Consider the following 22,662-nt stretch of genomic DNA (forward strand, 5'->3'; position numbering starts at 1 on the left):
ACACAGCGGGCGCGGCCCCGGAGGACACATGACCCAGCAACGGTGGCGCCTGGACGGCCAGACTGCCCTGATCACCGGTGCCAGTGCCGGCATCGGCCTTGCAATCGCGCATGAACTGGCTGGCTTCGGTGCCGACCTGATGATCGTCGGGCGCGATATAGACATGCTGGAGACCGCGCGCGACGAGCTGCTGGACATGTATCCGCAGATGCAGGTGCACGCGCTGGCTGCCGATGTTTCCGATGACGAAGACCGCCGGCAGATCCTGGACTGGGTGGAAGACCACAGCGATGGCCTGCACATCCTGGTCAACAACGCCGGCGGCAACATCAGCAAAGCGGCTACCGAGTATTCCGAGGACGAGTGGCGCAACATCTTCGAGACCAACCTGTTCTCGGCTTTCGAACTGTCGCGCTACGCGCACCCGCTGCTGGCACGCCATGCCTCGTCATCCATCGTCAACGTCGGCAGCGTATCCGGCCTGACCCATGTGCGCAGCGGCGTGGTCTACGGCATGAGCAAGGCGGCAATGCACCAGATGACCCGCAACCTGGCCGTCGAGTGGGCCGAGGATGGCATCCGGGTCAACGCGGTGGCGCCGTGGTACATCCGCACGCGGCGCACGTCCGGCCCGTTGTCGGACCCGGACTACTACGAGGAAGTGATCAACCGCACGCCGATGCGCCGCATCGGGGAGCCGGAGGAAGTGGCTGCGGCCGTGGGCTTCCTGTGCCTGCCCGCCGCCAGCTATGTCACCGGCGAGTGCATCGCGGTGGATGGTGGTTTCCTGCGCTACGGATTCTGAGCGGCAACTGCAATCATCTGAAGATCCTGTGGTTGCCGGCCAGCGGCCGGCACTACCGGGTGGCCGTCACCCCGGTACCGGGCAGTTGCTGGCCTCCAGCACACCCTGCAGCCGCTCGCGCTCGCTGCGTGCGCCGTCGCGGTTCTCTGGCGTGGCGAAACGTTCGCGGCCGCGTGCATCGCGGAAGCGCTGCTGCCAGCCGCCGCAACGCTGCGCTTCGGGCAGTTCCTCGCAGCGATCACGTACCACTTCGCAGCCGGCCGCATTCACCGGCGTGACGCCGCCCAGGCCCTGTACCGTCATCAGTTCGCAGCGACCGGGCGCGGCCTCGTACTCGTGCAGGTAGCTGCCGCCCTGGCTGTCGGTGCACTGGAAGATCGGGGGCAGGGGCGGCTTCGGTGGGCCGTCCTTTGCTTCGGCGTGGGCCTCGGCGTCACGACGCAGCGTCGCGCTGTCGAGGATCTGGTTGCCGCCCTCGCGTTCGACCATTCCCGCTTCCATGATCGTTCGGCCTTCGTCCGCACGGCGTGGCGTTGCAGAGGGCGCCTGCGCGGGCGCGGGTCCTGCCGGCAGGGGGGCTGGCGTCTCGACGGCGGGGGTGGGGGCGACCACCGCCGGCTGTGCGTTGGCCGGATCGGGTACGCGCAGTACCTGCTGCTTGCTGCCGGACGGGCAGGGCGTGCGTTGCAGCGTGGGCACGTCGCTGCTGCTGGAGGTGCATCGATACACCACGCTTGTTTCGGCCAGTGCCGCGCCGGGCAGCAACACCAGGGCCAGCCAGATCAGTTTGTTCATGCGCACAGCGTACAGGTGGTGATGCGGCGCGGCGCTCAGCGCTGGCAATCGCGCGACACGCGAGCGTCGATGCCGCGCTGTTCGTTGCTGATGGCCGTACGTTCGCTCTGCAGCGCACTGTTGTAGCGGCGGTCCAGCTCCCAGCGGCGGTCACGCAGGCGCGCGCAGACTTCCTGCGGTGGCAGCGCATGGCAGCTGTCGCGCACCAGGACGCTGCCGGCCGGAACCTGTACCCCCATGCCCACCGAGGGCGGACGATAACCCGCGCCTTCACCGATGGGGGTCCCCACCGGTGTACCGAATGCCGGACGCGGTCCGGGATAGGCCGGGCCACGATGCCCGTGCGGCAGCCAGACACTGGTCCACAACGGGACCCAGCGCGGATTGCCTTCGTTATTGTCGCTGGTATAGCGCTGGCCATCCTCGGTGACGCACTCGTACATCGGCTGTGGCGGCTGGATGTAGACGTGGCGTACTTCGCGCTCGCGGATGACCGGGGTATCGCTGGGCGGCGATGGCGTGGCGTCACTACGCACCACCCGCGGCGCAGGATCGCGCGGACGCTGCAGGTCGCGCACTTCCTGGCGGCCGCTGTTGCAGGGCTTGTCCTGCAGCGCCACGGCACCATTGCTGGCCACGCAGCGGTATACGCGCACGTCCTCGGCGGCCGGTGCGGTCCAAGGCAACAGCAGGCACAGGCTCAAGGTGGCGCGCAGCAGGTTCATGGCGGCAGGGTGCGCGATTGTCGGTGGCTGTGCAATCGTCTGCTCAGGAGCGCAGCACGTTGCCGCTGAGCGCGTCGCGGATCGGCGTCGGCTGGGCCAGGCCGCCGGTCTCGCCATCGAGGATGCCGTCGAGCAGGCGCAACAGGCGTGGGTCGAGTTCCTCGCGGCTGCGCGCCGGTGGCTCGCCGGCCAGGTTGGCGCTGGTGGACACCAGCGGGCCACCCCAGGCACGGCATAGCGCGGCCACCAGCGGGTGGGCACTGATGCGCACCGCAATGCCGCTGTGCTCGCCGGTAATCCACGGTTTGGCTCGTGGGCCGGCCGGCAGAATCCAGGTGTTGGCGCCGGGCCAGCTGGCCAGCACTGCGCGCTGGCGGGCATCGGGCAGTGCCTGCAGGCGTACCCAGCCTTCCAGCTGCGCCAGCTCGGCGGCGACCAGGATCATGCCCTTCTCGATCGGGCGCTGTTTCAGCCGCAGCACCATGTGCACCGCGGCTTCGTGCGAGGGATCGCAGCCCAGGCCCCAGACCGCTTCGGTCGGATAGGCGATCACGCCGCCTGCGCGGAGCGAGGCGACAGCGGAGTCCAGGGTGAGTTCTTTCATGGCGGCGACCGGCCCGGCGTGGGCCTTCATTATCCCCCCGCTGCGTGCAGATGGGGTGGAACCAGGCACCCCGGCAGTGCCGGCCGCTGGTCGGCACCTGATGCTTCTGGGGGTTGCCGGCCAGCTGCCGGCACTACCCCTCATCCACGCAGGGCGCGGATCTACTTCGCGGCCTTCTTGACGGCCTTCTTGGCCGGCGCCTTCTTCGCAGCAGCCTTTTTCACCGCTTTCTTGGCAGGTGCCTTCTTGGCGGCCGCTTTCTTCGGTGCCGCCTCCTTCTTCACCGTCGCCTTCTTCGCAGGTGCCTTCTTGGCCGCGGCCTTCTTGCCGAAGCCCTTGCGCACCGGCTTGCCGGTTTCTTCCATCAGCTGCTGCACTTCGGCCAGGGTCAGCGACGCCGGCTCGCGATCCTTGGGGATCTTGCCGTTCATCCTGCCGTCGCTGATGTACGGACCGAAACGGCCGTTCAGCACCTGGATGTCGCTGCCCTCGAACTCCTTGATGATCCGGTTGCGCGCGATCTCTTCCTTCTCTTCGATCAGGAACACGGCGCGGGCCAGATCGATGGTGTACGGGTCATCTTCCTTCTTCAGCGAGGCATAGGTGCTGCCGCGCTTGGCGAACGGGCCGAAACGACCGATGCCGACGCTGACGTCTTCGCCCTTGTCCTCACCCAGTGCGCGCGGCATCAGGAACAGCTCCAGCGCGTCTTCCAGGGTGATGGTGTGCATCGACTGGCCCGGACGAAGCGAGGCGAACTTGGGCTTCTCCTCGGCGTCCTCGGCGGTGCTGCCGATGGCCGCGTACGGCCCGAAACGGCCCAGGCGCACGCTGACCGGCTTGCCGGTCTTCGGGTCGGTGCCCAGTTCGCGTGCGCCGCTGGCCTCGGCGCGGTCGACCGATTCCTTCTTGTCTTCGACCAGTTCCTTGAACGGTCCCCAGAAGCGCGACATCAGCGGAATCCACTCTTCCTCGCCACGCGAGACGGCATCGAGCTCGTCCTCGAGCTTGGCGGTGAAGTCGTAGTCCACGTACCGGGTGAAGTGGCTGGACAGGAACTTGGATACCGCGCGGCCGACATCGGACGGGCGGAAGCTGCGGCCTTCCATTTCCACGTACTTGCGGAACAGCAGGGTCTGGATGATCGAAGCGTAGGTCGAGGGACGGCCGATGCCGTACTCTTCCAGCGCCTTCACCAGTGCCGCTTCGGTGAAGCGCGGCGGCGGCTGGGTGAAATGCTGGTCGGCCACGATGCGCTCCAGCGGCACGCGGTCGCCGGGCTTCATCGCCGGCAGCTTGCGGCCTTCGTCCTCGTCCTCGGCGCTCTTGTTGTCCTTGCCTTCTTCGTACACGGCCAGGAAGCCGGGCACCACCACGGTGGTGCCGCTGGCGCGGAACACGTGCTCGCTGCCGGCCGACAGATCGACGCTGACGGTGTTGAGCGTGGCCGGGATCATCTGGCAGGCCACCGCACGCTTCCAGATCAGTTCGTACAGCTTGCGCTCGTCATCGGTCAGGTAGCGCGCGACCTGCGCAGGGGTGCGCAGTGCCGAGGTCGGGCGCACCGCTTCGTGCGCTTCCTGGGCGTTCTTCGACTTGGTCTGGTAGGTGTTGGGCTGGTCCGGCAGCGAGGCGATGCCGTAGTCACGGGCGATCACGTCGCGGATCTCGGCCAGTGCATCCTGCGACAGGTTCACCGAGTCGGTACGCATGTACGAGATCAGGCCGACGGTGCCTTCGTCACCGATGGCCACGCCTTCGTACAGCTTCTGCGCCACCTGCATGGTCTTGCGGGTGGTGAAGCCGAGCTTGCGCGAGGCTTCCTGCTGCAGCGTGGAGGTGGTGAACGGCGGCGCCGGACGGCGCTTGCGCTCCTTGCTGGCCACGTCGGTGACGTGCAGCGCACCCTGCGCGGCCTGCTGGATGCGCAGGCGGGCCGCCTCGGCGGTGTCGCCATCGGTGACGGTGAACTGCTCGAACTTCTGCCCGTCCAGCTTGATCAGCTTGGCGTTGAAGTGCTGCGACGGGTGCGCGCACTCGGCGGCGATCGACCAGTACTCGCGGGCGATGAAGGCTTCGATCTCTTCCTCGCGCTCGACGATCATGCGCAGCGCCGGGCTCTGCACGCGGCCGGCGGACAAACCGCGCTGTACCTTGCGCCACAGCACCGGCGACAGGTTGAAACCGACCAGGTAATCCAGCGCGCGGCGCGCCTGCTGGGCATCGACCAGGTCGCTGGCGATCGCGCGCGGCTGGCTGATCGCTTCCTTGATGGCGCGCGGGGTGATCTCGGTGAAGACCACGCGCTGCATCGGCTTGTCCTTGACCAGCCCGCGTTCCTTCAGGATCTCGGCGATGTGCCAGCTGATCGCCTCACCCTCGCGGTCCGGGTCGGTCGCCAGCAGGATGTCGTCGGCGCCCTTGGCGGCCTTGGCGATCGCATCGACATGCTTCTCGTTCTTGTCGATCACGTCGTAGTGCATGGCGAACCCGTTGTCCGGGTCGACTGCGCCTTCCTTCGGAATCAGGTCACGCACATGCCCATACGAGGCCAGGACGGTGTAGTCCTTGCCGAGGTATTTGTTGATCGTCTTGGCCTTGGCCGGCGATTCGACGATGAGCAGGTGCTTGGGCATGTCGGGAAAGGTCTGTGGGCGGACCGGGGGAAGGGGCCGCTAGGGTGGAGCAAACGGCCGCATTAGTGAAGCGGCCACGGGCAAATCCATAAACTGAACGCCCGGTAGTGTGCCGGGCGTTCAGGTTTCACCTTATTAGAGGAATCACGCCCGGCCAGCCCATGTCAAGCAGCGAGGCGTGAGGATGGTCGTTCATGAGGCCATCTTGGCGATGAAGCCGACTGCTGCCACCAGCAGGACCAGGCCCGCCAAGGACAGCAGGGCGGTCAGGACCAGAACCAGGATGGTGACCGTGCCCAGTTCCCGACGCTGCAGCTGCGGCTGGTCGGTATAGGCCCAACGGTCGACCACCAGAGTGTCGCAGATCATGTCGTGCAGGCCCTGCTTGCGTTCGGTGAACGCGGCCATCAGGAAGCCGATGCCGAGAGTGAAGCTGCTCAGCAGCATGGCCCAGTAGCGACCGAAGGCGCGGGCCTTGGTGAGGCGCTCGCCATTGCCGCGCACGACCTTGATGCCGACCGCCATCTTTCCCAGCGTGGCACCGCCCCGCGAGGCATGGAACCAGGTGTAGTAGGCCATGCCGATGCCCAGGTTGATCAGCGCACTGGCCAGCTGCGCGACGATTTCGATGGACGATTCGCCACTGCCGACCGCGCCCATGCTGGCGCCGAGGACCACGCCGAGGATGGCACCGATGATGCTGCCCGGGATGACCAGCACGAAGTAGTCGATCATGTAGGCCGCTACGCGCTTCCAGAAACCGGCGTAGATCACTTCGCCGCCCATCACCGGCTGTACATGGCCGGCGGCACCGGCGGCGGCCGGCGCGTTGTACGGCGAGCTGCTGATGGCGCCGGTGCCGGGCAGCGGCGCGGTGCCGTTGTCGATGGCGGCATAGTCGCCGCGCAGGTCGAAACCGCCACTACCGGTGGCAGCGCTGGCATCGGCCAGCGTCTGCAGTCCGAGCTCGTCGACCACCTGGCGCAGCGCAGCCCACTGTGCCATGCCCTCATGCCAGACCAGGGTGTCCAGGTTCAGTTGGCCGCGCTGGAAGCGCTGGCGGATCTCCTGGACCGGCAGGGGGCCCTGGCGTTGCTGTCCTTCGGCGTAATACCACTCAGTCATTGCATGTTCCCTGTTGGGTCGTCCTTGGAGGGGCTGGCGTGCGTGCGGCTCAACCGCGGCACGACGGCGGCAGGTACTTGTCGTCGCTTTCGCCGGTGCATTCCCAGCGGCCGCTGTCGCGGTCGTATTCCAGCCACAGCAGGTCGCCGTCGATGCTCTTGCCGGGCACGGCCAGGGTGGCTTCGATACCGCAATGGCCGTTGTTGAAGCGGCCGATGTTCACCGCCGACAGGCCGGCATGGGCGAAGTCGCCCGGCGCCGGGAAGCCGGCGTCGTTGGCGCCCGGGCAACGACCTTCGTCATCGGCGAAATGCTGCACCTGGTCCTTCAGCGGTTGCAGCACGGTCACCGCGCCAGCGACCTTGGCACGCAGGGTGTAGTCGTTGTAGGCCGGCAGGGCGATCGCGGCAAGGATCGCAATGATCGGCACAAGGACCAGCAGCAGGCCGCCGCCGATGATGACGGTGAGCGCGCAGCCGGAGAGCTTCTTTTTCGGAGGCGGCAGGGCCGTCGTCGCCGTGCTTGTGGCATACGGTGTGGACGGCGGCAGTACGGGCGGCTGCGGCGGAGGCGGCGCTGTCGCCACCGCTTCCGGCTCGGGTTCGGCGGCGGCCGCAGCGACATCCAGTGCCGGTACGATCAGGCCGAGTTCGTCGACGACCGTGCGCAACGGCTGCCATTGTGGCAGCCCGTCGCGCCAGACCAGAGTGTCCAGGGAGATCTGGTTGTTGCGGAACAACTCGACCAACTGTTCCGCCGGCAGCGGGCCTTGCTGCCGGTTGCCTTCTGCGTGGAACCACTCGCTCACGGGGACGCTCCTGAATGCGCTATGCCCCCAAGTGTACGGTCAGTGCAGGGGTTCTGGCTCGTCCATGAACATCTGCGTTTCCATCCAGGCATAGGCCGCTTCGGAACCGGGCTGGTTGAACAGCACCATCAGCACGACCCATTTCAGGTCATCCAGGTCCAGTTCGTCCTGATCCAGGGCCATAGCCCGGTCCAGCACCAGCTCGCGCTGGTCGGCGTCGAGGATGCCGTGCTGTTCCAGGTACAGCAGGAAACCACGGCATTCCACGTCCAGCTTGTCCAGCTCGGGACCGTGGTAGACGCGCACGGGGCCATCGACCCTCGCCTGGGCCACGCTCGGCCGCTGCGCGGCCAGGGCGTCGAGCCAGTCGAACGCCTTGTTGATCTCGGTTGGGCTGAAACCGGCCTGGATCAGGCCGTTCTGCAGCGAATCGCGGTCACGGATCAGGTCCGCATCTTCGCTGAAATAGTGTTCAAACAGGTACAGCAGTACGTCCAGGATGCTCTCTTTCATTGCCCCTCGGCCTGCGTCGCGCGACGCTGTGGAGGTGAAGAAACTAGGGAGTTCGACAGTAGCGGCCGTGTACGCACACCACGATTCCCGCCAGTTCCATGGCCAGCAGCATGGAGGACACCTGTGACGCCGTCAATCCACAGCGCGTGATCAGTGAATCCATACCGCTTGGGTTGTGGTCCAGGGCCCGCCACAAGCACTGGTAGTCAGGGTCGTCGGCCCAGCGCGCCGGCAGGAGCGCCGGCGGTGCCTGTTCAGTGGGGGTGGCCAGCCGCGATTGCAAGCCCGGCAGCTGTTGGCGCAGGGCCGGGGCCAGCAGCTCCAGCACTTCCTCGGGGCGCTCGACCAGCGCTGCGCCTTCACGGATCAGCCGGTGGCAACCCGACGCGCGTGGATTGAGCACCGAGCCGGGCAGGGCGCAGACCTCGCGCCCGGCCTCGGCGGCCAGGCGGGCCGTGATCAGTGCGCCCGAGCGTTGCGCTGCTTCGACCACCACCGTGGCCAGCGCCAGCCCGGCCACCAGCCGGTTGCGCGCCGGGAAATGGCCTGGGCGTGCCGGCGTGCCCGGCAGGTACTCGCTGAGCACCACGCCTTCTGTGGCGATCCGCGCCTGCAGCCGGGCATGGCTGTCCGGGTAGGCCCGGTCGGGGCCGGTGCCGATCACTGCCACGGTGCAACCGCCGGCCTCCAGCGCGGCCAGGTGGGCGGCGGCGTCGATACCGGCGGCCAGCCCGCTGGTCACCGCCAGTCCGGCTTCGACGAAGCAGCCGGCAAAGCGTGTCGCCAGCGCCCGCCCACCGGGCGTCGGCGAACGGCTGCCGACCAGCGCCACCGAGGGGCGCCAGGCCAGGCTCGGGTCGCCGGCCACGAACAGTGCCAGTGGCGGGTTGGGGACGTCCAGCAGGGACGGAGGAAAGGCCGGATCGTTGAAGGCCAACAGATGGTGGTTGTCGTCCAGCAGCCAGCGCAGGCCCGCCGCCCAGGTCCGCGTATCGGGGCGCTCCAATGCCGCGCACTGTTCCGGGGTGCAGCCATGTGCACGCCATCCCGCCACGCCCAGCGAGATGGCCGCGCCCGCATCGCCCTGGCTCTGCAGCAGCGCCCGCCGTTGCGCCAATGCGCCCCCCGCCATCACCAGGCGCAGCAGCGCCTCTTCAGCTTGCTTGGTCATTCCCCACTATCGACCAGATGCAACAAAGGCGCCCTAGGGCGCCTTCGCGTGTGATCGTCAGGTTTTCCCGGAGGTGGCTGCCGGCCAGCGGCCGGCACTACCTGGGGTGGCCGGGGCAGCCCGGCAACGGTTACTTCGCGTCCGGATGCAGTGCGTTGTAACCCACGCGCACCGGCTTCACGCCCTGCATCACCAGTGCGTAGCTGACGTTGTCGAAGGTACGGAACACCATCGCGTGCGCGGCGTACTCATCCGGCAGCGCAACACGGCCAACGTTGCCGCTGAGGGCATCGTCCATACGCGACGAGGTCGGGTACTTCATGCGGTCCGCCACATGGCGGCCTGGCCGCCACAGCGAGAACACGGTGCCGTTGTCCACGCCCTGCGCGCGGCCGGCCGAAATCGCGATCACGTCGCGCGGACCACCGGCGGTGAACATGTCGGTCACTGCCAGCACGCGCACGTCGACGCCTTCGACGCCGGCAGCGGGCACATGCGGCACGAACTGCAGGTCGTAGGGCCGGGCCTCGATCGGGACCAGGCGGTCGCCGACACGCACTTCGCGGCCGCCTTCGTTCCTGTCCAGGACCAGGGTGGATGCCTGGACTTTGCCGCCAGCGATCCGGGTGATGGTGCCGGTGCCGACCTGGGCCAGCTCATAGCCGAGCACGCCGCGGCGGTGGTTGGGCGCGTTGTAGGCCTGCCACAGGTTGCCGCTGCCCGGGGTGACGTCGCCATTGGCGGTCAGGTCCTCGGTCGGCTTGGGCTGGGAGTAGCGCACGGTCGGGCGGACCACGGCCCAGCGCTGGCCCAGCTGGGCGTCGGCCAGGCGCACGTAGACGGCGTGGCCGCTGGTGGCACGCAGGCGTTCTTCTTCCAAGCCGGCCACGGCGGGCAGCTGCTCGATGCTGTCGACCACGCTCAGCTGCTTCAGGAACGGCTCGACCTGGGCCAGCGGAATGGCGTCGATCGGAGCTTCCTGGCGCGGGCCGGGCTTGGCTGCGACGGTCACCCGGTCCAGATAGGCCAGGCTGAGCACGTCACCGGGATAGATCAGGTGCGGATTGGCGATCTGCGGATTGGCCTGCCAGATCTCCGGCCACAGCCACGGCTTCTGCAGGAAACGTGCGGCGATGTCCCACAACGTATCCCCTTTTCGGACCACATAGGTGTCCGGGTGCCCGCCATTCACTTCCACGGCGGTAGCATAGGCAGCCACGGTCAGCATCGCCGCGGCGACGACCGTACGAAAACGAAGCAACATAGGTGTGAAGCCCTGATTCCCCAACAGGTCCGCGCACTATAGTCCAGAAACCGGGGCGCAAGGCAAGCGTTGCAGCTAGAATCTGCGACGTATGCCGGCGTGCCGGCCCCCAATCCGGAAATTGCCATGGCTCTTCTCCCCATCCTCGAGTTCCCCGATCCGCGCCTGCGTACCAAGGCTGCGTTGATCGACGCTGCCGAAGTCACCACGCCGGCCTTCCAGGAACTGATCGACAACATGTTCCAGACCATGTACGACGCGCCGGGCATCGGCCTGGCCGCCACCCAGGTGGACGTGCACAAGCGCTTCATGGTCATCGACGTCAGTGAAGAAAAGAATGAACCGCATGTGTTCATCAACCCGGAAATCGTCGCCAAGGACGGCGGCCGGGTGTACCAGGAAGGCTGCCTGTCGGTGCCGGGCATCTTCGCCGACGTGACCCGTGCCGATACCATCACCGTGAAGTACCTGGACCGCAGCGGCCAGCAGCAGGAGCTGGAAGCCGGTGAAGTGCTGGCCACCTGCATCCAGCACGAGATGGACCACCTGGATGGCAAGCTGTTCATCGACTATCTGTCGCCGCTCAAGCGCGAGATGGTCCGCAAGAAGCTGGCCAAGCAGCGCAAGCACGTGGCGTGATCGCCAATCCGGGCCGCCCTTGGGGTGGCCCGTGCCTGCGCGGCAAGCGCGGGCTGTACGGCGCCGGCCGACGGCGCCGTTTTTCTTTCCTGCACGAATCCATCCTGCAAGTGGGGTAGCCATGAGGATTGTCTTTGCCGGTACGCCGGAATTCGCGGTGTCGTCGCTGCGCGCGGCCGCGCGCCATCACGAGGTCGTCGCTGTCTACACCCAGCCTGATCGCCCCGCCGGCCGTGGCCGTGGCCTGGCGCCATCGCCGGTCAAGCTGGAAGCCGTTGCCCGTGGCATCCCGGTCTACCAGCCGGAATCGCTGAAGGACGAGGCGGCCCAGCAGCAGCTGCGCGACCTGCAGCCGGACCTGATGGTGGTGGTGGCCTACGGCCTGATCCTGCCCAAGGCGGTGCTGGCCATTCCGACCCACGGCTGCTGGAACGTGCATGCCTCGCTGCTGCCGCGCTGGCGCGGTGCCGCGCCGATCCAGCGCGCGATCCAGGCCGGCGATGCGAAGACCGGCGTGTGCCTGATGCAGATGGAGGCCGGCCTGGATACCGGCCCGGTGCTGCTGCACCAGGAGCTGCTGATCGCCGCCACCGATACCGGTGGGCAGCTGCACGACAAGCTGGCCGAACTCGGTGCGCAGGTGCTGTCTGACGGCCTGGGCCTGCTGCGCGCGGGCATCAAGCCGGTCGCGCGGCCGCAGCCGGAGCAGGGCGTGACCTACGCGCACAAACTGGACAAGGCCGAGGCCCGGCTGGACTGGGCACTGGATGCCGGCGCGCTGGCACGCACCGTGCGTGCATTCAACCCGTGGCCGATTGCCGAGGCGAGCCTGGCTGGCGAACGCGTGCGCATCCATGGCGCAGTGGCGCTGGATCTGGCCCATGGCCAGGCGCCGGGCACGGTGCTGGCGGCCAGCCGCGACGGTATCGACATTGCCTGCGGCCAGGGCGCGCTGCGCCTGCGCGTGCTGCAGCGTGAAGGTGGCAAGGCGATCACCGCCGCCGACTACCTCAACGCCCGCCGCGACCTGCGCGTGGGAGCATAAGCGGTGTCGAAGCAGAACGATTTTTCCGTCGCCAAGGCGGCGCCGGGCGCAGCCACCCGCATGCTGGCTGCACGCGTGCTGGCGCAGGTGTTCACCCGCGGCCGTTCGCTGAAGGCCGAACTGGCCTGGGCGCTGCCCAAGCTGGCTGACAGCCGCGACCGTGCACTGCTGGAAGCGCTGTGTTTCGCGGTCCTGCGCCGCCGCAGCACCTATGACGCTGCCCTGCAGGGCTGGATGCAGAAGCCGCTGTCGGCCCGCGATGCCGACCTGCGTACCTTGCTGATGGTGGGCTTTGCCCAGCTGGATGTGCTGGAACTGCCTGCGCATGCGGCACTGTCGGCCACGGTCGATGCCGCGCGTGCGCTGGGTCGCGAGCGCCAGGCCGGCCTGGTCAACGCGATCCTGCGCCGTGCACAGCGCGAGGGTTTCCCGGAGCAGCCCGCACGCGATGCCTTCCCGGAATGGCTGGCCGATGCGATTGAACGCGACTGGCCGGCCCAGGCCGAGGCCGTCTTCACTGCCAGCCTGCAGCCCGCGCCGCTGTGGCTGCGGGCCAACCGCCAGCATGGCGGCCGCGACAAGGTGCTGGCAACGCTGGCCGAGGCCGGTATTGCTGCCGAAGCCAGTGCGCTCAGTGCAGATGCATTGCGGTTGGCAGTCCCCGTTGCGGTGAACCAGCTGCCGGGGTTCGCCGAAGGCGCGTTGTCGGTGCAGGACCTGTCGGCGCAATGCGCGGCCGATGCCCTGGCGCCGGCGTCTGGTGCGCGCGTGCTGGATGCCTGCGCGGCACCCGGTGGCAAGTCTGCGCACCTGCTCGAACGCGATCCGAGCCTGCGCCTGCTGGCACTGGATATCGATGCCCGTCGCCTGGCGCGCGCACGCGATACCTACATCCGCACTGGCGTGGGTGAGCACGTACAGACCCTGGCCGCAGACGCCAGTGATCCAGGTTCATGGTGGGATGGCGTGCCGTTCGACGCGATCCTGCTGGATGCGCCGTGCTCGGCCACCGGCGTGATCCGCCGTCAGCCGGATGTGATGTTCCACCGCCGCGCCGAGGACATCGATGCGCTGGTCGGCGTGCAGGCGCGTTTGCTGGAAGCCTGCTGGTCGATGCTGCGCCCGGGCGGCGTGCTGCTGTACGCCACCTGCTCGATCCTGCGTGCCGAGAACATCGACCAGGTCCGAGCGTTCCTGAAGTGGCATCCGGACGCGCTGGCGCAGCCACTTGATGACACCTTCGGCGTGGATTGCGAAGGTGTGGCGCGGCAGAGACTGCCGGGTGAAGACGATGCTGACGGTTTCTTCTACGCGCGTCTGTTAAAAGCAGCCTGACCCCGCTGCCGCTTCGAGGCCCATGCTGAAATCCCCCGCGTCACGCCAGACCGGGTTGTTGGTGGTAATGGCCCTGCTGGTGCTGGGGGCCGGGCTGGGCCTTCGCGATCCGTGGCCCTCTGACGAGCCACGCTTTGCGCTGGTGGCCAAACAGATGGTCGACAGTGGCCACTGGCTGTTCCCGCAGCGTGGCACCGAGCTGTATTCGGACAAGCCTCCGATGCTGATGTGGTGGCAGGCCACGCTGTATAGCCTGGTCGGCCACTGGCGGGTTGCCTTCCTGTTGCCCTCGCTGATCGCGGCGCTCGGTACGCTGTGGTGCGTGATCGACCTGGGCAGACGGCTGTGGACGCGGCAGGTCGGTCTGTATGCGGGCTGGGCGCTGCTGTTCGCACTGCATTTCACCTTCCAGGCGAAGAAGGCGCAGATCGATCCGCTGGTGGTGTTGTTCATCACCCTGGCCAACTACGGCCTGCTGCGACACCTGCTGCTGGGCCCGGCCTGGCGCTGGTGGTGGCTGGGCTGGTTCTTCGCCGGCATCGGGGTGATCACCAAAGGCGTGGGCGTGCTCGCGCTGATGATGATCGTGCCAGCGGCGATCGCCTCGGCGCTGCACTGGCCAAGGGTGCGACTGCATGTGGGTGAGGGCCGCTTCTGGCTGGCACCACTGGCGTTCCTGCTGGCGTTATCGCTGTGGCTGGTACCAATGCTGCTGGCTGGCCTGGCGACGGGCTCGGAGCAGTACCGTGCTTACGCGGGAGACATCCTGTTCCGGCAGACCGCGCAGCGCTATACGCAATCCTGGGACCATCACCAACCGTGGTGGTACTTCCTCGGGATCATGCCGTCGCTGTGGATCCCCGCATTCCTGCTGCTGCCCTGGGCGGTTCCGGCCTGGTGCCGGCGCCTGCGCCGCCGCGACCCGCGCTACCTGCTGCCGTTGGCCTGGTGGCTGCTGGTCGTGCTGTTCTTCTCGATTCCCCACGGCAAGCGTGATGTCTACATCCTGCCGGCACTGCCGATGTTCTGCCTGGCGCTGGCGCCGTTGCTGCCGGGGCTGCTGAGGCGGCGTGATGTTCAGGGCGTGCTGGCGGCATTCACCGGATTGCTGGCTGCGGCGCTGGTCGTGGCCGGGGCACTGGCGCTGCTGGGCGATCCGGCCTTCGAAGTGCGCCTGACCCAGGGTCGCGGCCTGGCACCCGGCGCCACCGATGCGCTGGCATGGGCGGCGCTGGCGATGGGGATCTGGGCGGCCCTGAGCCTGTGGGTGTGCGGTCGCCGTCGCCATCACTACGCCCTGGTCTCGACCCTGGCTGCCGTCTGGGTGCTGTACAGCCTTTTGGGCTATCCGGTGCTGAATGATTCCAGTTCGGCACGTGGTCTGATGCGCGAAGTCGGTGCACGCATCGGCCCGGAGGCCGAGCTTGGACTGGTGGCGTGGAAGGAGCAGAACCTGTTGATGGCTGATCGCCCGGCGGCGACCTTCGGCTTCGAGGAGCGTTGGCATGAACAACTGCAGGCCGCTGTGCGCTGGCAACGGCTGGTTCCGCAACGACGCTGGCTGCTGGTCAACGAGGATGCGATGCAGGCGTGCATTGATCGGTCGCGCGCGGAAATGGCCGGTATTTCCAATCGGCGGCGCTGGTGGCTGGTGCCGACGCCGGCGATCATGGGTCCCTGCAGGCCATCGGCGGCGGAACTCGAACGGGAGCGGCGCCTGCAGGGCCCGGCGCTGCGGATTGAGCGCGCCGGTGCCGCCGCTCAGGTCCCGGCCAGCGCAGCCCGGTAGCTGGCCAGCGTGGCATCAGCGAACGTCTGCAGGCCGAACTCACGCTCTGCGTGGCGACGCGCCGCCCGACCGTGTTCCGCCAGCGTATCGCGCTGCTCATACAACGCCTGCAGTTGTGCGGCGATGGCGTCGATGTTGCGGGTGGCCACAACCCAGCCATCGACACCCTGTTCAATGTTTTCCGGCAGGCCCGCGTAGTCGCTGACCAGCATCGGCTTGGCGCTGGCCATCATCTCGCGGCAGGCGAAGGAGATTGTCTCGACATCGTGGGACAGCACGAAGCCGACATCACCGGCGGCGATCAACACGCGGGTATCGGCCAGCAGGCCGGTGAAGTGCACCTGCGCAGCGACTTCCCCCAGGGCCTGCACCTGTTCGCGCTGCTGCGGGCTGGGCAGATGGCCGGCCACCGCCATGTGCACGTGCGGGCGGATCGCATCGGGCAGGCGCGCGATGGCCTGGCCCAGGTCGATCCAGCCCTTGTAATCGTCGGTGCCGGCATTGCTGACCAGCACCAGCGCCTGCGGATCCTGCGTCCATTGCTGGCGCAGCGCGTGGCCGCTTCCGGAGGGCAGCGGCGAGTAGCGCTCCAGATCGACACCATTGCGCACCACATCGATCGGGCAGCGCCGGTACGGGCCCTGCTGCAGCAGGCGCTTGGTGTCGGCCGATACCGCGATCACGCGATCGGTTGCCCAGCGTGCACGCAGCGCATTGCCGAAGGTGGCGGTCGGCTTGCTGTTGTGCTTGGTCAGCACGATCGGCGGGTGGCGCATGCCGAGCAGGCCCTGCATCACGAAGCGGTGGTCGCGTGCGCCATTGACGTGGATCAGGTCGATGCCTTCATCGCGGACCAGCCGGCGCAGCGCGCGCTGTTCGGCCAGCTGCTGCGGCAGGGTGGGCAGGCCGCTGCCGAAGGCCAGTGGCAGCGTGCTGGCGATGCTCTCGTCGGCCACGGTCCGCAGCAGGCGGCTGTCGGCCGGTGCAGCGACATGCAGCGTGTGCTGGCCACGCAGCGCACGCGCCAGCGAGACGATGTACGTGGTGTGGCCGCCACCGTCGCCGTAGTGGAAGTTGGTGTACAGGATTTTCATGGGGGAGTCTTCAGGCAACGCGTGGGCAGTGTGACACAGCAGGCTCAGGGCCGGTCCGGGCGGACCGCCGGGTCGGCCACGGCCTGACCGTTGCCCAGCATCCACAGCATGATGGTCTTCTGGCGCACGTAATTGGCGCGAACATAGGCGTAGACCAGGCCATGCCAGCCGTCGCGGAAGCCGCCGCGGAACAGGAAGCCGCGCCAGAACCGCCAGGCGGGCGCCAGCACCAGCTTGCCCAGGGTGGCGCGCTTGCCGCGTGCGAATTCGTGCTCGGCCATCATCCGCGCGTACTTCTCGGTCTTGGCCAGCTGCTGCTGCAATGAGCGGTAGGGGTAGTGGATCAGGTCGCCCTGCAGGGTGCCGACGCTGCCGTCGACACTGGCCGCCTCGTGGATCTCGCGCTTGCCGCGCCAGCCCCCCTTGCGGCGGTCGAACAGGCGCATCACCCGGTCCGGGTAGGCGTTGCCATGGCGCAGGAACCTGCCGAAGTACTCCGACAGGCGGGCGAAGCGGTAGCCAGCATGGCCGGTGAAGCCACCGTCACGGGCCTGTTCGATGGCCGCGCGCAGTTCCGGGCTGATGCGCTCGTCGGCGTCCAGGCACAGCACCCAGTCGTGCGTCGCCTGTTCTACGCAGAACGCCTTCTGGCTGCGGAAACCCTCGAACGGGCGCTGCAGCACCCGGGCGCCGGCGGCCTCGGCGATGGCCACGGTGGCATCGGTGGAATACGAGTCCACCACCACGATCTCGTCGCAGAAGGGCAGCGAGGCCAGGCAGTCGCCGATGCGCCCAGCCTCGTTGAACGCGATAATGCAGGCCGAGATGCGAGGCCGTTCGATGGGAGCGGTCGTGGAGGACATGATGGCCGGGTACCTGTTGTTTGCGACGGAGCGTTATGCGCTGCCTATTCTCGCCCCGTTGGCGCAGGCCTTGCACGCCTCCGGGCAGGAGGTGGCAGCCTGGTTCGAGGACGGCGCCGCGGGCAGTGCTCTGCCGGGGGTGCCCAACATCGGCCTGAAGCAGGCCCTGGCGATGCGTCCGCGAGCGGTGTTCAGCGCGGCCAACTGGGTGCCGACCTTCATTTCGGGGGCCAAGGTGCAGCTGTTCCATGGGTTCAATGTGGAGAAGCGGGACAGTGCGCGCGGCCACTTCCGGGTGCGCGGCATGTTCGACCTGTACTGCACCCAGGGCCCGGCGACCACCGCGCCGTTCCGCGAGATCGCCGCCCTGCAGGGCCATTTCGCGGTGGCAGAGACCGGTTGGCCGAAGCTGGACCCGCTGTTCCGCGACGATGGCGGCGAGAGCGCTGCGCTGCGCGCGCCGGCAGGTGGGCGCCCGGTGATCCTGTTTGGCTCGACCTTCACCGAGCGGCTCAGCGCGGCCCCGCACCTGCATGCGCAGATCGCCGCCGACATCGCCGCCGGTGAGCGCTACTGGCTGCTGACCCTGCACCCGAAGTGCCCGCCGGAGCTGTTCGAGCGCTACCGCGCGCTGGCCGGTGCCAATGCCCGTTTCATCGAGCCTGAGCAGGTGATGGCCGCGCAGCGTGCTGCCGATGTGCTGGTGTCGGATACCTCGTCGATCGTTTCGGAGTTCATCGTCCAGCACAAGCCGGTGGTGACCTTCCGCAACCGCGTGCCCAAACCGCACATGATCGACTTCGACGATGCGGCGCAGCTGCCGGCAATGCTGCAGCGTGCGCTGCATCCGGACGCCGCGCTGCAGGCGGAGATCGTGCGCTACGCCGATACCATCCACCCGTATCGCGATGGCCTGTCCAGCGAGCGGGTGATCACCGCCACCGAGGATTTCCTGGCTGGCGAAATGGGCGCGCTGCGCCGCAAGCCGTTCGGCACCTGGCTGCGCGATCTGCAGATCCGCAAGGACCTGGGTTATTGGGGCCGGTCGCAGCGTTGAGGTAGTGCCGGCCGCTGGCCGGCAACCCGGGAAATGTCTGCAATTGCCGGCCAGCGGCCGGCACTACCTGCTACATGTCCGGAATCCGACCCTGCCATCACCAGCGCAGCTTGCGCCGTGCCAGCGCCGCAGCCAACTGCTCCATCACCTGCTGCGCCTGCGCGCGCGGCAGATGGTGCAGGGTCAGCGCCACATCACCATGTGCGCCGGCGGTATCCAGCTGCAGGCTGCTGGTGCCCAGCAGCTTGTCCAGCGGCGAACGCTGCAGGCGAAGGCCCTGCACCTTGTCCAGTTCGGCCCAGCGCCACCAGCGCTTCCACCAGCCGCCGCGCACCGCGACGTATTGATCGTCCAGGTACCAGCCCATGCGCGCCATCTGCCGGTGCGCGACCAGCAGTGCCACCGGCAGCCAGGCCAGCACGACCAGGCCCCAGGGCCCCCAGCGCCAGTACCCGGCCGCGGCCAGCAGGGGCACCAGCAGCAGCGCGCCCAGGCACAACCGCCACCAGCCACGCTGCGGAATGGCGTGCCATTGCAGCGGCGGCCACTGCAGCTGCGGCAGCAGGTGCTGCACCAGCTGCTCACAACGCCTACTGGACGCCAGCGGCGCAAGTTCGCGCAGGGCGCGGTCCTCATCGCGAGACGGCCCACCAGCGGCGCTGTCGATGCGCAGCTGGCGCAGGCCGAACCAACGATGCAGGGTGCTTTCGCGCAGCGTCCAGGCCTGGATGCGACGCCGTGCCACGCTGCTGCGGGTGCGGCTGAGCAGTCCGGCCGATACGGTCAGGCGGCGCTCCTGCTCACTGAGGGTGAAGCCGTGGTAGCGCAGCAGGGTCAGCACCACCGACAGCGCACGCAGTCCCAGCCAGCCCAGCAGCAAGGCCGCGGCCAGCAGCAGGAAGGCGCCGGCCACGCCGGGGTGCAGGTGGCTTGCATAGCCGAAGGCCTCGCGGCCGCCGCGCTGGAGGGCGTCGTCCATCACCGGCCGCGGCACGGTCTGGAACAGCACGCCGAACGCGGCGATCGCCAGCGCCCAGCCGCGGTTGGAGAGAAGGCCCATGCGCACCACGTCCCAGCTCGACAGGCGCAGCAGCACATGTTCGCTGTCAGCGTCGGCCACCTGCCCGGATGTGGTCACGTCGCCGGCCTGCGGTGCTTGTCCGCGCTGGCGCACCAGCCGTTCCAAGGCCAGTGCCTGGTCCAGCTTCAGTACCCGCATCTCCGCTTCCGGACGCACGCCGCCAGCCGATTCCAGGCGCAGCTCGGCCACGCCGAACAGGCGATGCAGCGGGTTCTGCCGCACTTCCACGTTGTGGATGCGGGCGAATGGAATTTCCCGCCGGTTGCTCGCCAGCAGGCCGCTGCGCACGGTGATCGCATCGCTGCCGATGCGGTAGCGATAGCTGAGGTACTGCAGCACCGATACCAGCACCAGCACGGCAATTGCCGACAGTGGAATGAGCTGGGCCCACATCGGATCGCGGTCACCGCGCTGGCCGAACACCAGGAGCGCCACCAGCGGCAGGAAGTAGTGGCGCAGCTGCATCAGCAGCACGAACAGCCACGACCACGGGTGCAGGCGATGATCCTCGCCACCGTTGGGCAGCGACGCGGGCAGGGGTGGCGGCTGGCTCACAGGGCGTCGGCGTCCTGGTCGAGCTGGTGCGAGAGGGTGTCGCGCAGGCGCTCGGCATCGGCCTCGTCCAGGCCGCTCACGGTGACCGCGCTCATGCGGGTACCGGCGGTGTGCACGATCAGCGTGGCCAACCCGGCACGGCGTTCCAGCGGACCGCGGCGCAGGTCCAGGTGCTGTACGCGCGAAATGGGAATGCGCGTTTCCAGCTGCCACATCAGATCGCGGCGCAGGCCCAGTCCCTGCGCATCCAGGCGCCAGCGGGTGCGGGTCAGGCGCCGGCGGCCGAGCCAGGCGCCGAAGGCGATGCCCACCAGCAGCCCGACCACGGCGCCCCACAGGCCGGCGGGCAGATCGAAGAACCACCAGGCCGCTGCGAGCGGAAGGCCCGGCACGAACAGGCCGCCGAATGCGCCTTCCAGTGCTGCCAGGCGCGCGGCGCGTGCTGGCAGCGCCTGCCAGTCAGAGGTGAGCGGTGCAGGTATCGAGGCTTCGGTCACGCGGGCTCCGTCAGGCAGCAGGGCAGGCGATGGCGGCGACGACCGCACCGCGCAGACGGTAGCAGGTCGGCCGTATTACTGGGCAGCCTGGATCAGCGCGTCGACATCGAGCATGTGACCGGCGCGGTCGGCCTTGGTGCGCAGGTAATGCTCGTTCTCGGCGGTGATCTCGCCGGTGACCGGGATGCAGTCCAGCACCTCGATGCCGGCATTGCGCAGGCGTTGCGCCTTGGTCGGATTGTTGCTGAGCAGGGCCACGCGCGCGATGCCCAGGCCACGCAGCATCGCCACCGCGCTGCCGTAGCGGCGCTCGTCGGCACCAAAGCCCAGCTGTGCATCGGCATCGATGGTGTCCAGGCCGTCGTGCTGGTAGCCGTAAGCACGCATCTTCGCGGCGATGCCGGTGCCACGGCCTTCCTGGTCCAGGTACAGCAGTACGCCGCCACCCAGTTCCTTCAGCTTGCGCAGGCCACGCCGCAGCTGATCGCCGCAGTCGCACTTGAGTGAACCGAACAGGTCGCCGGTCAGGCACGAGGAATGCACCCGCACCGGTACCACGGCTGACAGGTCCGGTTCGCCGACGATGATCGCCACCTGGTCGCGCTGGGCCACGCCACCGCGGAACACCGCGAAGGTGGTCATGCCGACGTCGCGCAGCGGCACCGGTGAACGCGCCACCAGCTCGTAATCGTGGGCGGCATGCGCCGCGCCTTCAGCCAGGTCGCACAGCGCCACCTCGGCGGCACCGTCGAAGGTGCGGTCATCGACGTCCAGGCGCACCGCCACCATCGCCGGCAGCAGCAGGCCAAGGCGGGCCAGTTCCACTGCGCCGGCATCGAAGGCGTCACCGGCGCTCCAGCCGTCCGGCATCGGGCCCGGCTCGCGCAGGTAGCCCAGCGATGGCAGGGCATCGAAGGCGACACCGGCCAGCGGCAGGCGCGCGCCCTCCGCGGCCTCCACCCCGAGCACGCGGGCGCGGGTGGCGGTCAGGAACAGGTAGTGGCGCTCGCGCGCGGCGGTGGCGAAGGCCGCGAAACTGCTGGCGGTAGCGCTGTCCAGCGCGATCACCGCCAGGCGCTGGCCCTGGCCATCATGGAGTAGGACCGGGCGACCGGCGCGCAGTTCGGCCACCGCGCGCTCGCAGCGGATCGCGGCCGGATCGCCGAACAGGGAAGAAGCAGACATGGCAGGACCGGGGGAGGCAGACATCGGTGTCTCTATGGGGGCGCCAGCGTCGTATTCAACGTGCTGCGGCGGTCTGTCGCAGGCCGGCGGGAGCGGCTTTCAGTGTGGATGCTCTTCGGTCGCATACGGGTCTTCCTCGTCGCTGCCCGGTGGTCGCAGGGTATAGCGCTTGTAGGTCCACTGATACTGCGCCGGGTCGCGGCGGGCGATCCGCTCGATGCCGGCGTTGAGCGCGGTCGCGGCCACCTGTGGGTCCGGGTCGGCCACGGACGGGTCGGTCGGCTCGATGTGCAGCGCGAATTCCATGTCCGGGCCGATCCGCTCGCACCAGCCGTACAGCACGGTGGCCCCCGTGCGTTCGGCCAGGCGGTTGACCAGGGTCATGGTCAGTGCCTGCACGCCGAAGAATGGCACGAACACGCCATCGCCGGCCTTGGGCTGCTGGTCGGGCAGGATGCCGGTGGCACCGCCGTCCTTGAGTACCTTGAACAGCTGGCGCACGGCCGGGCCTTCGGCGCGCACCTGCTGCACGTTCTGGCCGCCGCGCACGATCTGCAGGAAGGCGTCGCTGGCCTCGTCCTCCGGCGGCTTGTAGACGATGGCGATCTGCCCGCGCGAGGCCAGCCATTGGTTCAACAGCTCCCAGTTGCCGAAGTGCGGCGCGGCCACGATCACGCCCTTGCCACTGGCCAGCGCCGCGTCGTACAGGGCTTCGCCGTGGCGCTGCTTCAGGTGCAGGCGCAGGTTGTCGGCGGGTTCCTGGCTCCACAGGCGCAGGGTCTCGATGGCCTGCAGGGCGGTGGAGCGCAGCAGCTCGCGGTGCAGGCGGTCGCGTGCGGCGCCGTCCAGTTCTGGATAGGCCAGTTCCAGGTTGCGCCGGGTGACGCGGCTCTCGCGGGCGTTGAGATTGATCCACGCCCACGCCAGGCCGCGCGCGAATCCCCGCAGCAGCGGCCAGGGCAGGCGGGCGAACAGGGTGGTGGCGCGGTAGACCAGCCGGGCTTTGCGTTGCGGATTCATCGGCGCCAGTTTAGCCAAGGGCGCTGCTATCGTGGCCGGCCCGTTCATTGGAAGCC

The 22,662-nt window shown here is 68.3% G+C and carries 21 protein-coding genes; 6 read left to right on the forward strand and 15 right to left on the reverse strand.

What is annotated here, in order from left to right; all coding sequences use genetic code 11:
• Positions 1 to 28: 28 nt before the first annotated feature.
• Entirely contained in the window at positions 29 to 805 is a 777-nt protein-coding gene (locus AC13GA_RS13095; protein ID WP_046984257.1) for an SDR family oxidoreductase, read from the forward strand.
• Between the two features lie 66 nt (positions 806 to 871).
• Here AC13GA_RS13095 and AC13GA_RS13100 read toward each other — a convergent pair whose 3' ends face one another.
• From AC13GA_RS13100 to AC13GA_RS13140, 9 genes are all read right to left on the reverse strand, one after another.
• On the reverse strand, positions 872 to 1,600 hold the full coding sequence (locus AC13GA_RS13100; protein ID WP_337302244.1) for a hypothetical protein: 729 nt from the start codon (positions 1,598 to 1,600) through the stop codon (positions 872 to 874).
• Between the two features lie 35 nt (positions 1,601 to 1,635).
• Positions 1,636 to 2,325: a DUF4124 domain-containing protein gene (locus AC13GA_RS13105; protein ID WP_136638548.1), complete on the reverse strand. Its 690-nt coding sequence runs from the start codon at positions 2,323 to 2,325 to the stop codon at positions 1,636 to 1,638.
• 43 nt (positions 2,326 to 2,368) lie between these two features.
• A complete protein-coding gene (gene tsaC, locus AC13GA_RS13110) occupies positions 2,369 to 2,959 on the reverse strand; it encodes an L-threonylcarbamoyladenylate synthase type 1 TsaC (RefSeq protein ID WP_136638547.1) in 591 nt (196 codons plus the stop codon).
• A 131-nt stretch (positions 2,960 to 3,090) separates the two neighbouring features.
• Complete coding sequence (locus tag AC13GA_RS13115; protein WP_482998317.1) at positions 3,091 to 5,565, reverse strand: DNA topoisomerase I; 2,475 nt, start codon at positions 5,563 to 5,565, stop codon at positions 3,091 to 3,093.
• A 192-nt stretch (positions 5,566 to 5,757) separates the two neighbouring features.
• The gene (locus AC13GA_RS13120) at positions 5,758 to 6,690 is read right to left on the reverse strand and encodes an RDD family protein (RefSeq protein WP_482998318.1); all 933 of its coding nucleotides are present in this window, start codon (positions 6,688 to 6,690) and stop codon (positions 5,758 to 5,760) included.
• 49 nt (positions 6,691 to 6,739) lie between these two features.
• Complete coding sequence (locus AC13GA_RS13125; protein ID WP_482998319.1) at positions 6,740 to 7,498, reverse strand: pilin; 759 nt, start codon at positions 7,496 to 7,498, stop codon at positions 6,740 to 6,742.
• A gap of 39 nt (positions 7,499 to 7,537) precedes the next feature.
• On the reverse strand, positions 7,538 to 8,011 hold the full coding sequence (locus AC13GA_RS13130; RefSeq protein WP_005411195.1) for a DUF494 family protein: 474 nt from the start codon (positions 8,009 to 8,011) through the stop codon (positions 7,538 to 7,540).
• 43 nt (positions 8,012 to 8,054) lie between these two features.
• On the reverse strand, positions 8,055 to 9,182 hold the full coding sequence (gene dprA / locus AC13GA_RS13135; RefSeq protein ID WP_447782668.1) for a DNA-processing protein DprA: 1,128 nt from the start codon (positions 9,180 to 9,182) through the stop codon (positions 8,055 to 8,057).
• Between the two features lie 130 nt (positions 9,183 to 9,312).
• Entirely contained in the window at positions 9,313 to 10,446 is a 1,134-nt protein-coding gene (locus AC13GA_RS13140) for a LysM peptidoglycan-binding domain-containing protein (protein ID WP_337302240.1), read from the reverse strand.
• Positions 10,447 to 10,572: 126 nt separating this feature from the next.
• Between AC13GA_RS13140 and def the strand changes: the two genes are divergently transcribed.
• The 4 genes from def (at position 10,573) to AC13GA_RS13160 (ending at position 15,254) form a co-directional block, all read left to right on the forward strand.
• Positions 10,573 to 11,085, forward strand: coding sequence for a peptide deformylase (def, locus tag AC13GA_RS13145; protein ID WP_046983422.1), 513 nt, complete (start codon positions 10,573 to 10,575; stop codon positions 11,083 to 11,085).
• A 121-nt stretch (positions 11,086 to 11,206) separates the two neighbouring features.
• Positions 11,207 to 12,130: a methionyl-tRNA formyltransferase gene (gene fmt, locus AC13GA_RS13150; RefSeq protein WP_482998320.1), complete on the forward strand. Its 924-nt coding sequence runs from the start codon at positions 11,207 to 11,209 to the stop codon at positions 12,128 to 12,130.
• A 3-nt stretch (positions 12,131 to 12,133) separates the two neighbouring features.
• Complete coding sequence (gene rsmB / locus AC13GA_RS13155; RefSeq protein WP_136638543.1) at positions 12,134 to 13,465, forward strand: 16S rRNA (cytosine(967)-C(5))-methyltransferase RsmB; 1,332 nt, start codon at positions 12,134 to 12,136, stop codon at positions 13,463 to 13,465.
• A gap of 22 nt (positions 13,466 to 13,487) precedes the next feature.
• The gene (locus tag AC13GA_RS13160) at positions 13,488 to 15,254 is read left to right on the forward strand and encodes an ArnT family glycosyltransferase (RefSeq protein WP_430766295.1); all 1,767 of its coding nucleotides are present in this window, start codon (positions 13,488 to 13,490) and stop codon (positions 15,252 to 15,254) included.
• Here AC13GA_RS13160 and AC13GA_RS13165 read toward each other — a convergent pair.
• Positions 15,227 to 16,348 (reverse strand): glycosyltransferase family 4 protein, encoded by a 1,122-nt coding sequence (locus tag AC13GA_RS13165; RefSeq protein WP_430766294.1) that lies wholly within the window; start codon positions 16,346 to 16,348, stop codon positions 15,227 to 15,229. The two genes, AC13GA_RS13160 and AC13GA_RS13165, sit on opposite strands and share 28 nt — an antisense overlap.
• A 44-nt stretch (positions 16,349 to 16,392) precedes the next feature.
• Positions 16,393 to 17,211 carry a glycosyltransferase family 2 protein gene (locus tag AC13GA_RS13170; protein ID WP_136638542.1) on the reverse strand — a complete coding sequence of 273 codons (819 nt, stop codon included), beginning with the start codon at positions 17,209 to 17,211 and terminating at the stop codon, positions 16,393 to 16,395.
• Here AC13GA_RS13170 and AC13GA_RS13175 point away from each other — a divergent pair.
• Positions 17,210 to 18,268, forward strand: coding sequence for a CDP-glycerol glycerophosphotransferase family protein (locus AC13GA_RS13175; RefSeq protein WP_482998321.1), 1,059 nt, complete (start codon positions 17,210 to 17,212; stop codon positions 18,266 to 18,268). The two genes, AC13GA_RS13170 and AC13GA_RS13175, sit on opposite strands and share 2 nt — an antisense overlap.
• Before the next feature lie 97 nt (positions 18,269 to 18,365).
• Here AC13GA_RS13175 and AC13GA_RS13180 read toward each other — a convergent pair whose 3' ends face one another.
• The 4 genes from AC13GA_RS13180 to AC13GA_RS13195 all read right to left on the reverse strand — a co-directional run bounded on the left by AC13GA_RS13180 (position 18,366) and on the right by AC13GA_RS13195 (position 22,606).
• Entirely contained in the window at positions 18,366 to 19,904 is a 1,539-nt protein-coding gene (locus AC13GA_RS13180; RefSeq protein ID WP_482998322.1) for a PH domain-containing protein, read from the reverse strand.
• The gene (locus AC13GA_RS13185; RefSeq protein WP_046983414.1) at positions 19,901 to 20,401 is read right to left on the reverse strand and encodes a PH domain-containing protein; all 501 of its coding nucleotides are present in this window, start codon (positions 20,399 to 20,401) and stop codon (positions 19,901 to 19,903) included. Before AC13GA_RS13185 ends, AC13GA_RS13180 begins: the two co-directional genes overlap by 4 nt.
• A gap of 75 nt (positions 20,402 to 20,476) precedes the next feature.
• Entirely contained in the window at positions 20,477 to 21,610 is a 1,134-nt protein-coding gene (gene ribA, locus AC13GA_RS13190; RefSeq protein WP_046983413.1) for a GTP cyclohydrolase II RibA, read from the reverse strand.
• Positions 21,611 to 21,685: 75 nt separating this feature from the next.
• The gene (locus AC13GA_RS13195) at positions 21,686 to 22,606 is read right to left on the reverse strand and encodes a lauroyl acyltransferase (protein WP_136638541.1); all 921 of its coding nucleotides are present in this window, start codon (positions 22,604 to 22,606) and stop codon (positions 21,686 to 21,688) included.
• Positions 22,607 to 22,662: the final 56 nt, after the last annotated feature.

It is taken from the genome of Stenotrophomonas sp. 22DLJC03, assembly GCF_056861405.1.

Bases quoted from the DNA above. Each gene is read 5' to 3' on its own strand.
- AC13GA_RS13095 (WP_046984257.1), top strand. From the start codon at position 29: ATGACCCAGCAACGGTGGCGCCTGGACGGCCAGACTGCCCTGATCACC.
- AC13GA_RS13100 (WP_337302244.1), bottom strand. From the start codon at position 1,600: ATGAACAAACTGATCTGGCTGGCCCTGGTGTTGCTGCCCGGCGCGGCA.
- AC13GA_RS13105 (WP_136638548.1), bottom strand. From the start codon at position 2,325: ATGAACCTGCTGCGCGCCACCTTGAGCCTGTGCCTGCTGTTGCCTTGG.
- tsaC (WP_136638547.1), bottom strand. From the start codon at position 2,959: ATGAAGGCCCACGCCGGGCCGGTCGCCGCCATGAAAGAACTCACCCTG.
- AC13GA_RS13115 (WP_482998317.1), bottom strand. From the start codon at position 5,565: ATGCCCAAGCACCTGCTCATCGTCGAATCGCCGGCCAAGGCCAAGACG.
- AC13GA_RS13120 (WP_482998318.1), bottom strand. From the start codon at position 6,690: ATGACTGAGTGGTATTACGCCGAAGGACAGCAACGCCAGGGCCCCCTG.
- AC13GA_RS13130 (WP_005411195.1), bottom strand. From the start codon at position 8,011: ATGAAAGAGAGCATCCTGGACGTACTGCTGTACCTGTTTGAACACTAT.
- dprA (WP_447782668.1), bottom strand. From the start codon at position 9,182: ATGACCAAGCAAGCTGAAGAGGCGCTGCTGCGCCTGGTGATGGCGGGG.
- AC13GA_RS13140 (WP_337302240.1), bottom strand. From the start codon at position 10,446: ATGTTGCTTCGTTTTCGTACGGTCGTCGCCGCGGCGATGCTGACCGTG.
- def (WP_046983422.1), top strand. From the start codon at position 10,573: ATGGCTCTTCTCCCCATCCTCGAGTTCCCCGATCCGCGCCTGCGTACC.
- fmt (WP_482998320.1), top strand. From the start codon at position 11,207: ATGAGGATTGTCTTTGCCGGTACGCCGGAATTCGCGGTGTCGTCGCTG.
- AC13GA_RS13160 (WP_430766295.1), top strand. From the start codon at position 13,488: ATGCTGAAATCCCCCGCGTCACGCCAGACCGGGTTGTTGGTGGTAATG.
- AC13GA_RS13165 (WP_430766294.1), bottom strand. From the start codon at position 16,348: ATGAAAATCCTGTACACCAACTTCCACTACGGCGACGGTGGCGGCCAC.
- AC13GA_RS13175 (WP_482998321.1), top strand. From the start codon at position 17,210: ATGATGGCCGGGTACCTGTTGTTTGCGACGGAGCGTTATGCGCTGCCT.
- AC13GA_RS13170 (WP_136638542.1), bottom strand. From the start codon at position 17,211: ATGTCCTCCACGACCGCTCCCATCGAACGGCCTCGCATCTCGGCCTGC.
- ribA (WP_046983413.1), bottom strand. From the start codon at position 21,610: ATGTCTGCCTCCCCCGGTCCTGCCATGTCTGCTTCTTCCCTGTTCGGC.
- AC13GA_RS13195 (WP_136638541.1), bottom strand. From the start codon at position 22,606: ATGAATCCGCAACGCAAAGCCCGGCTGGTCTACCGCGCCACCACCCTG.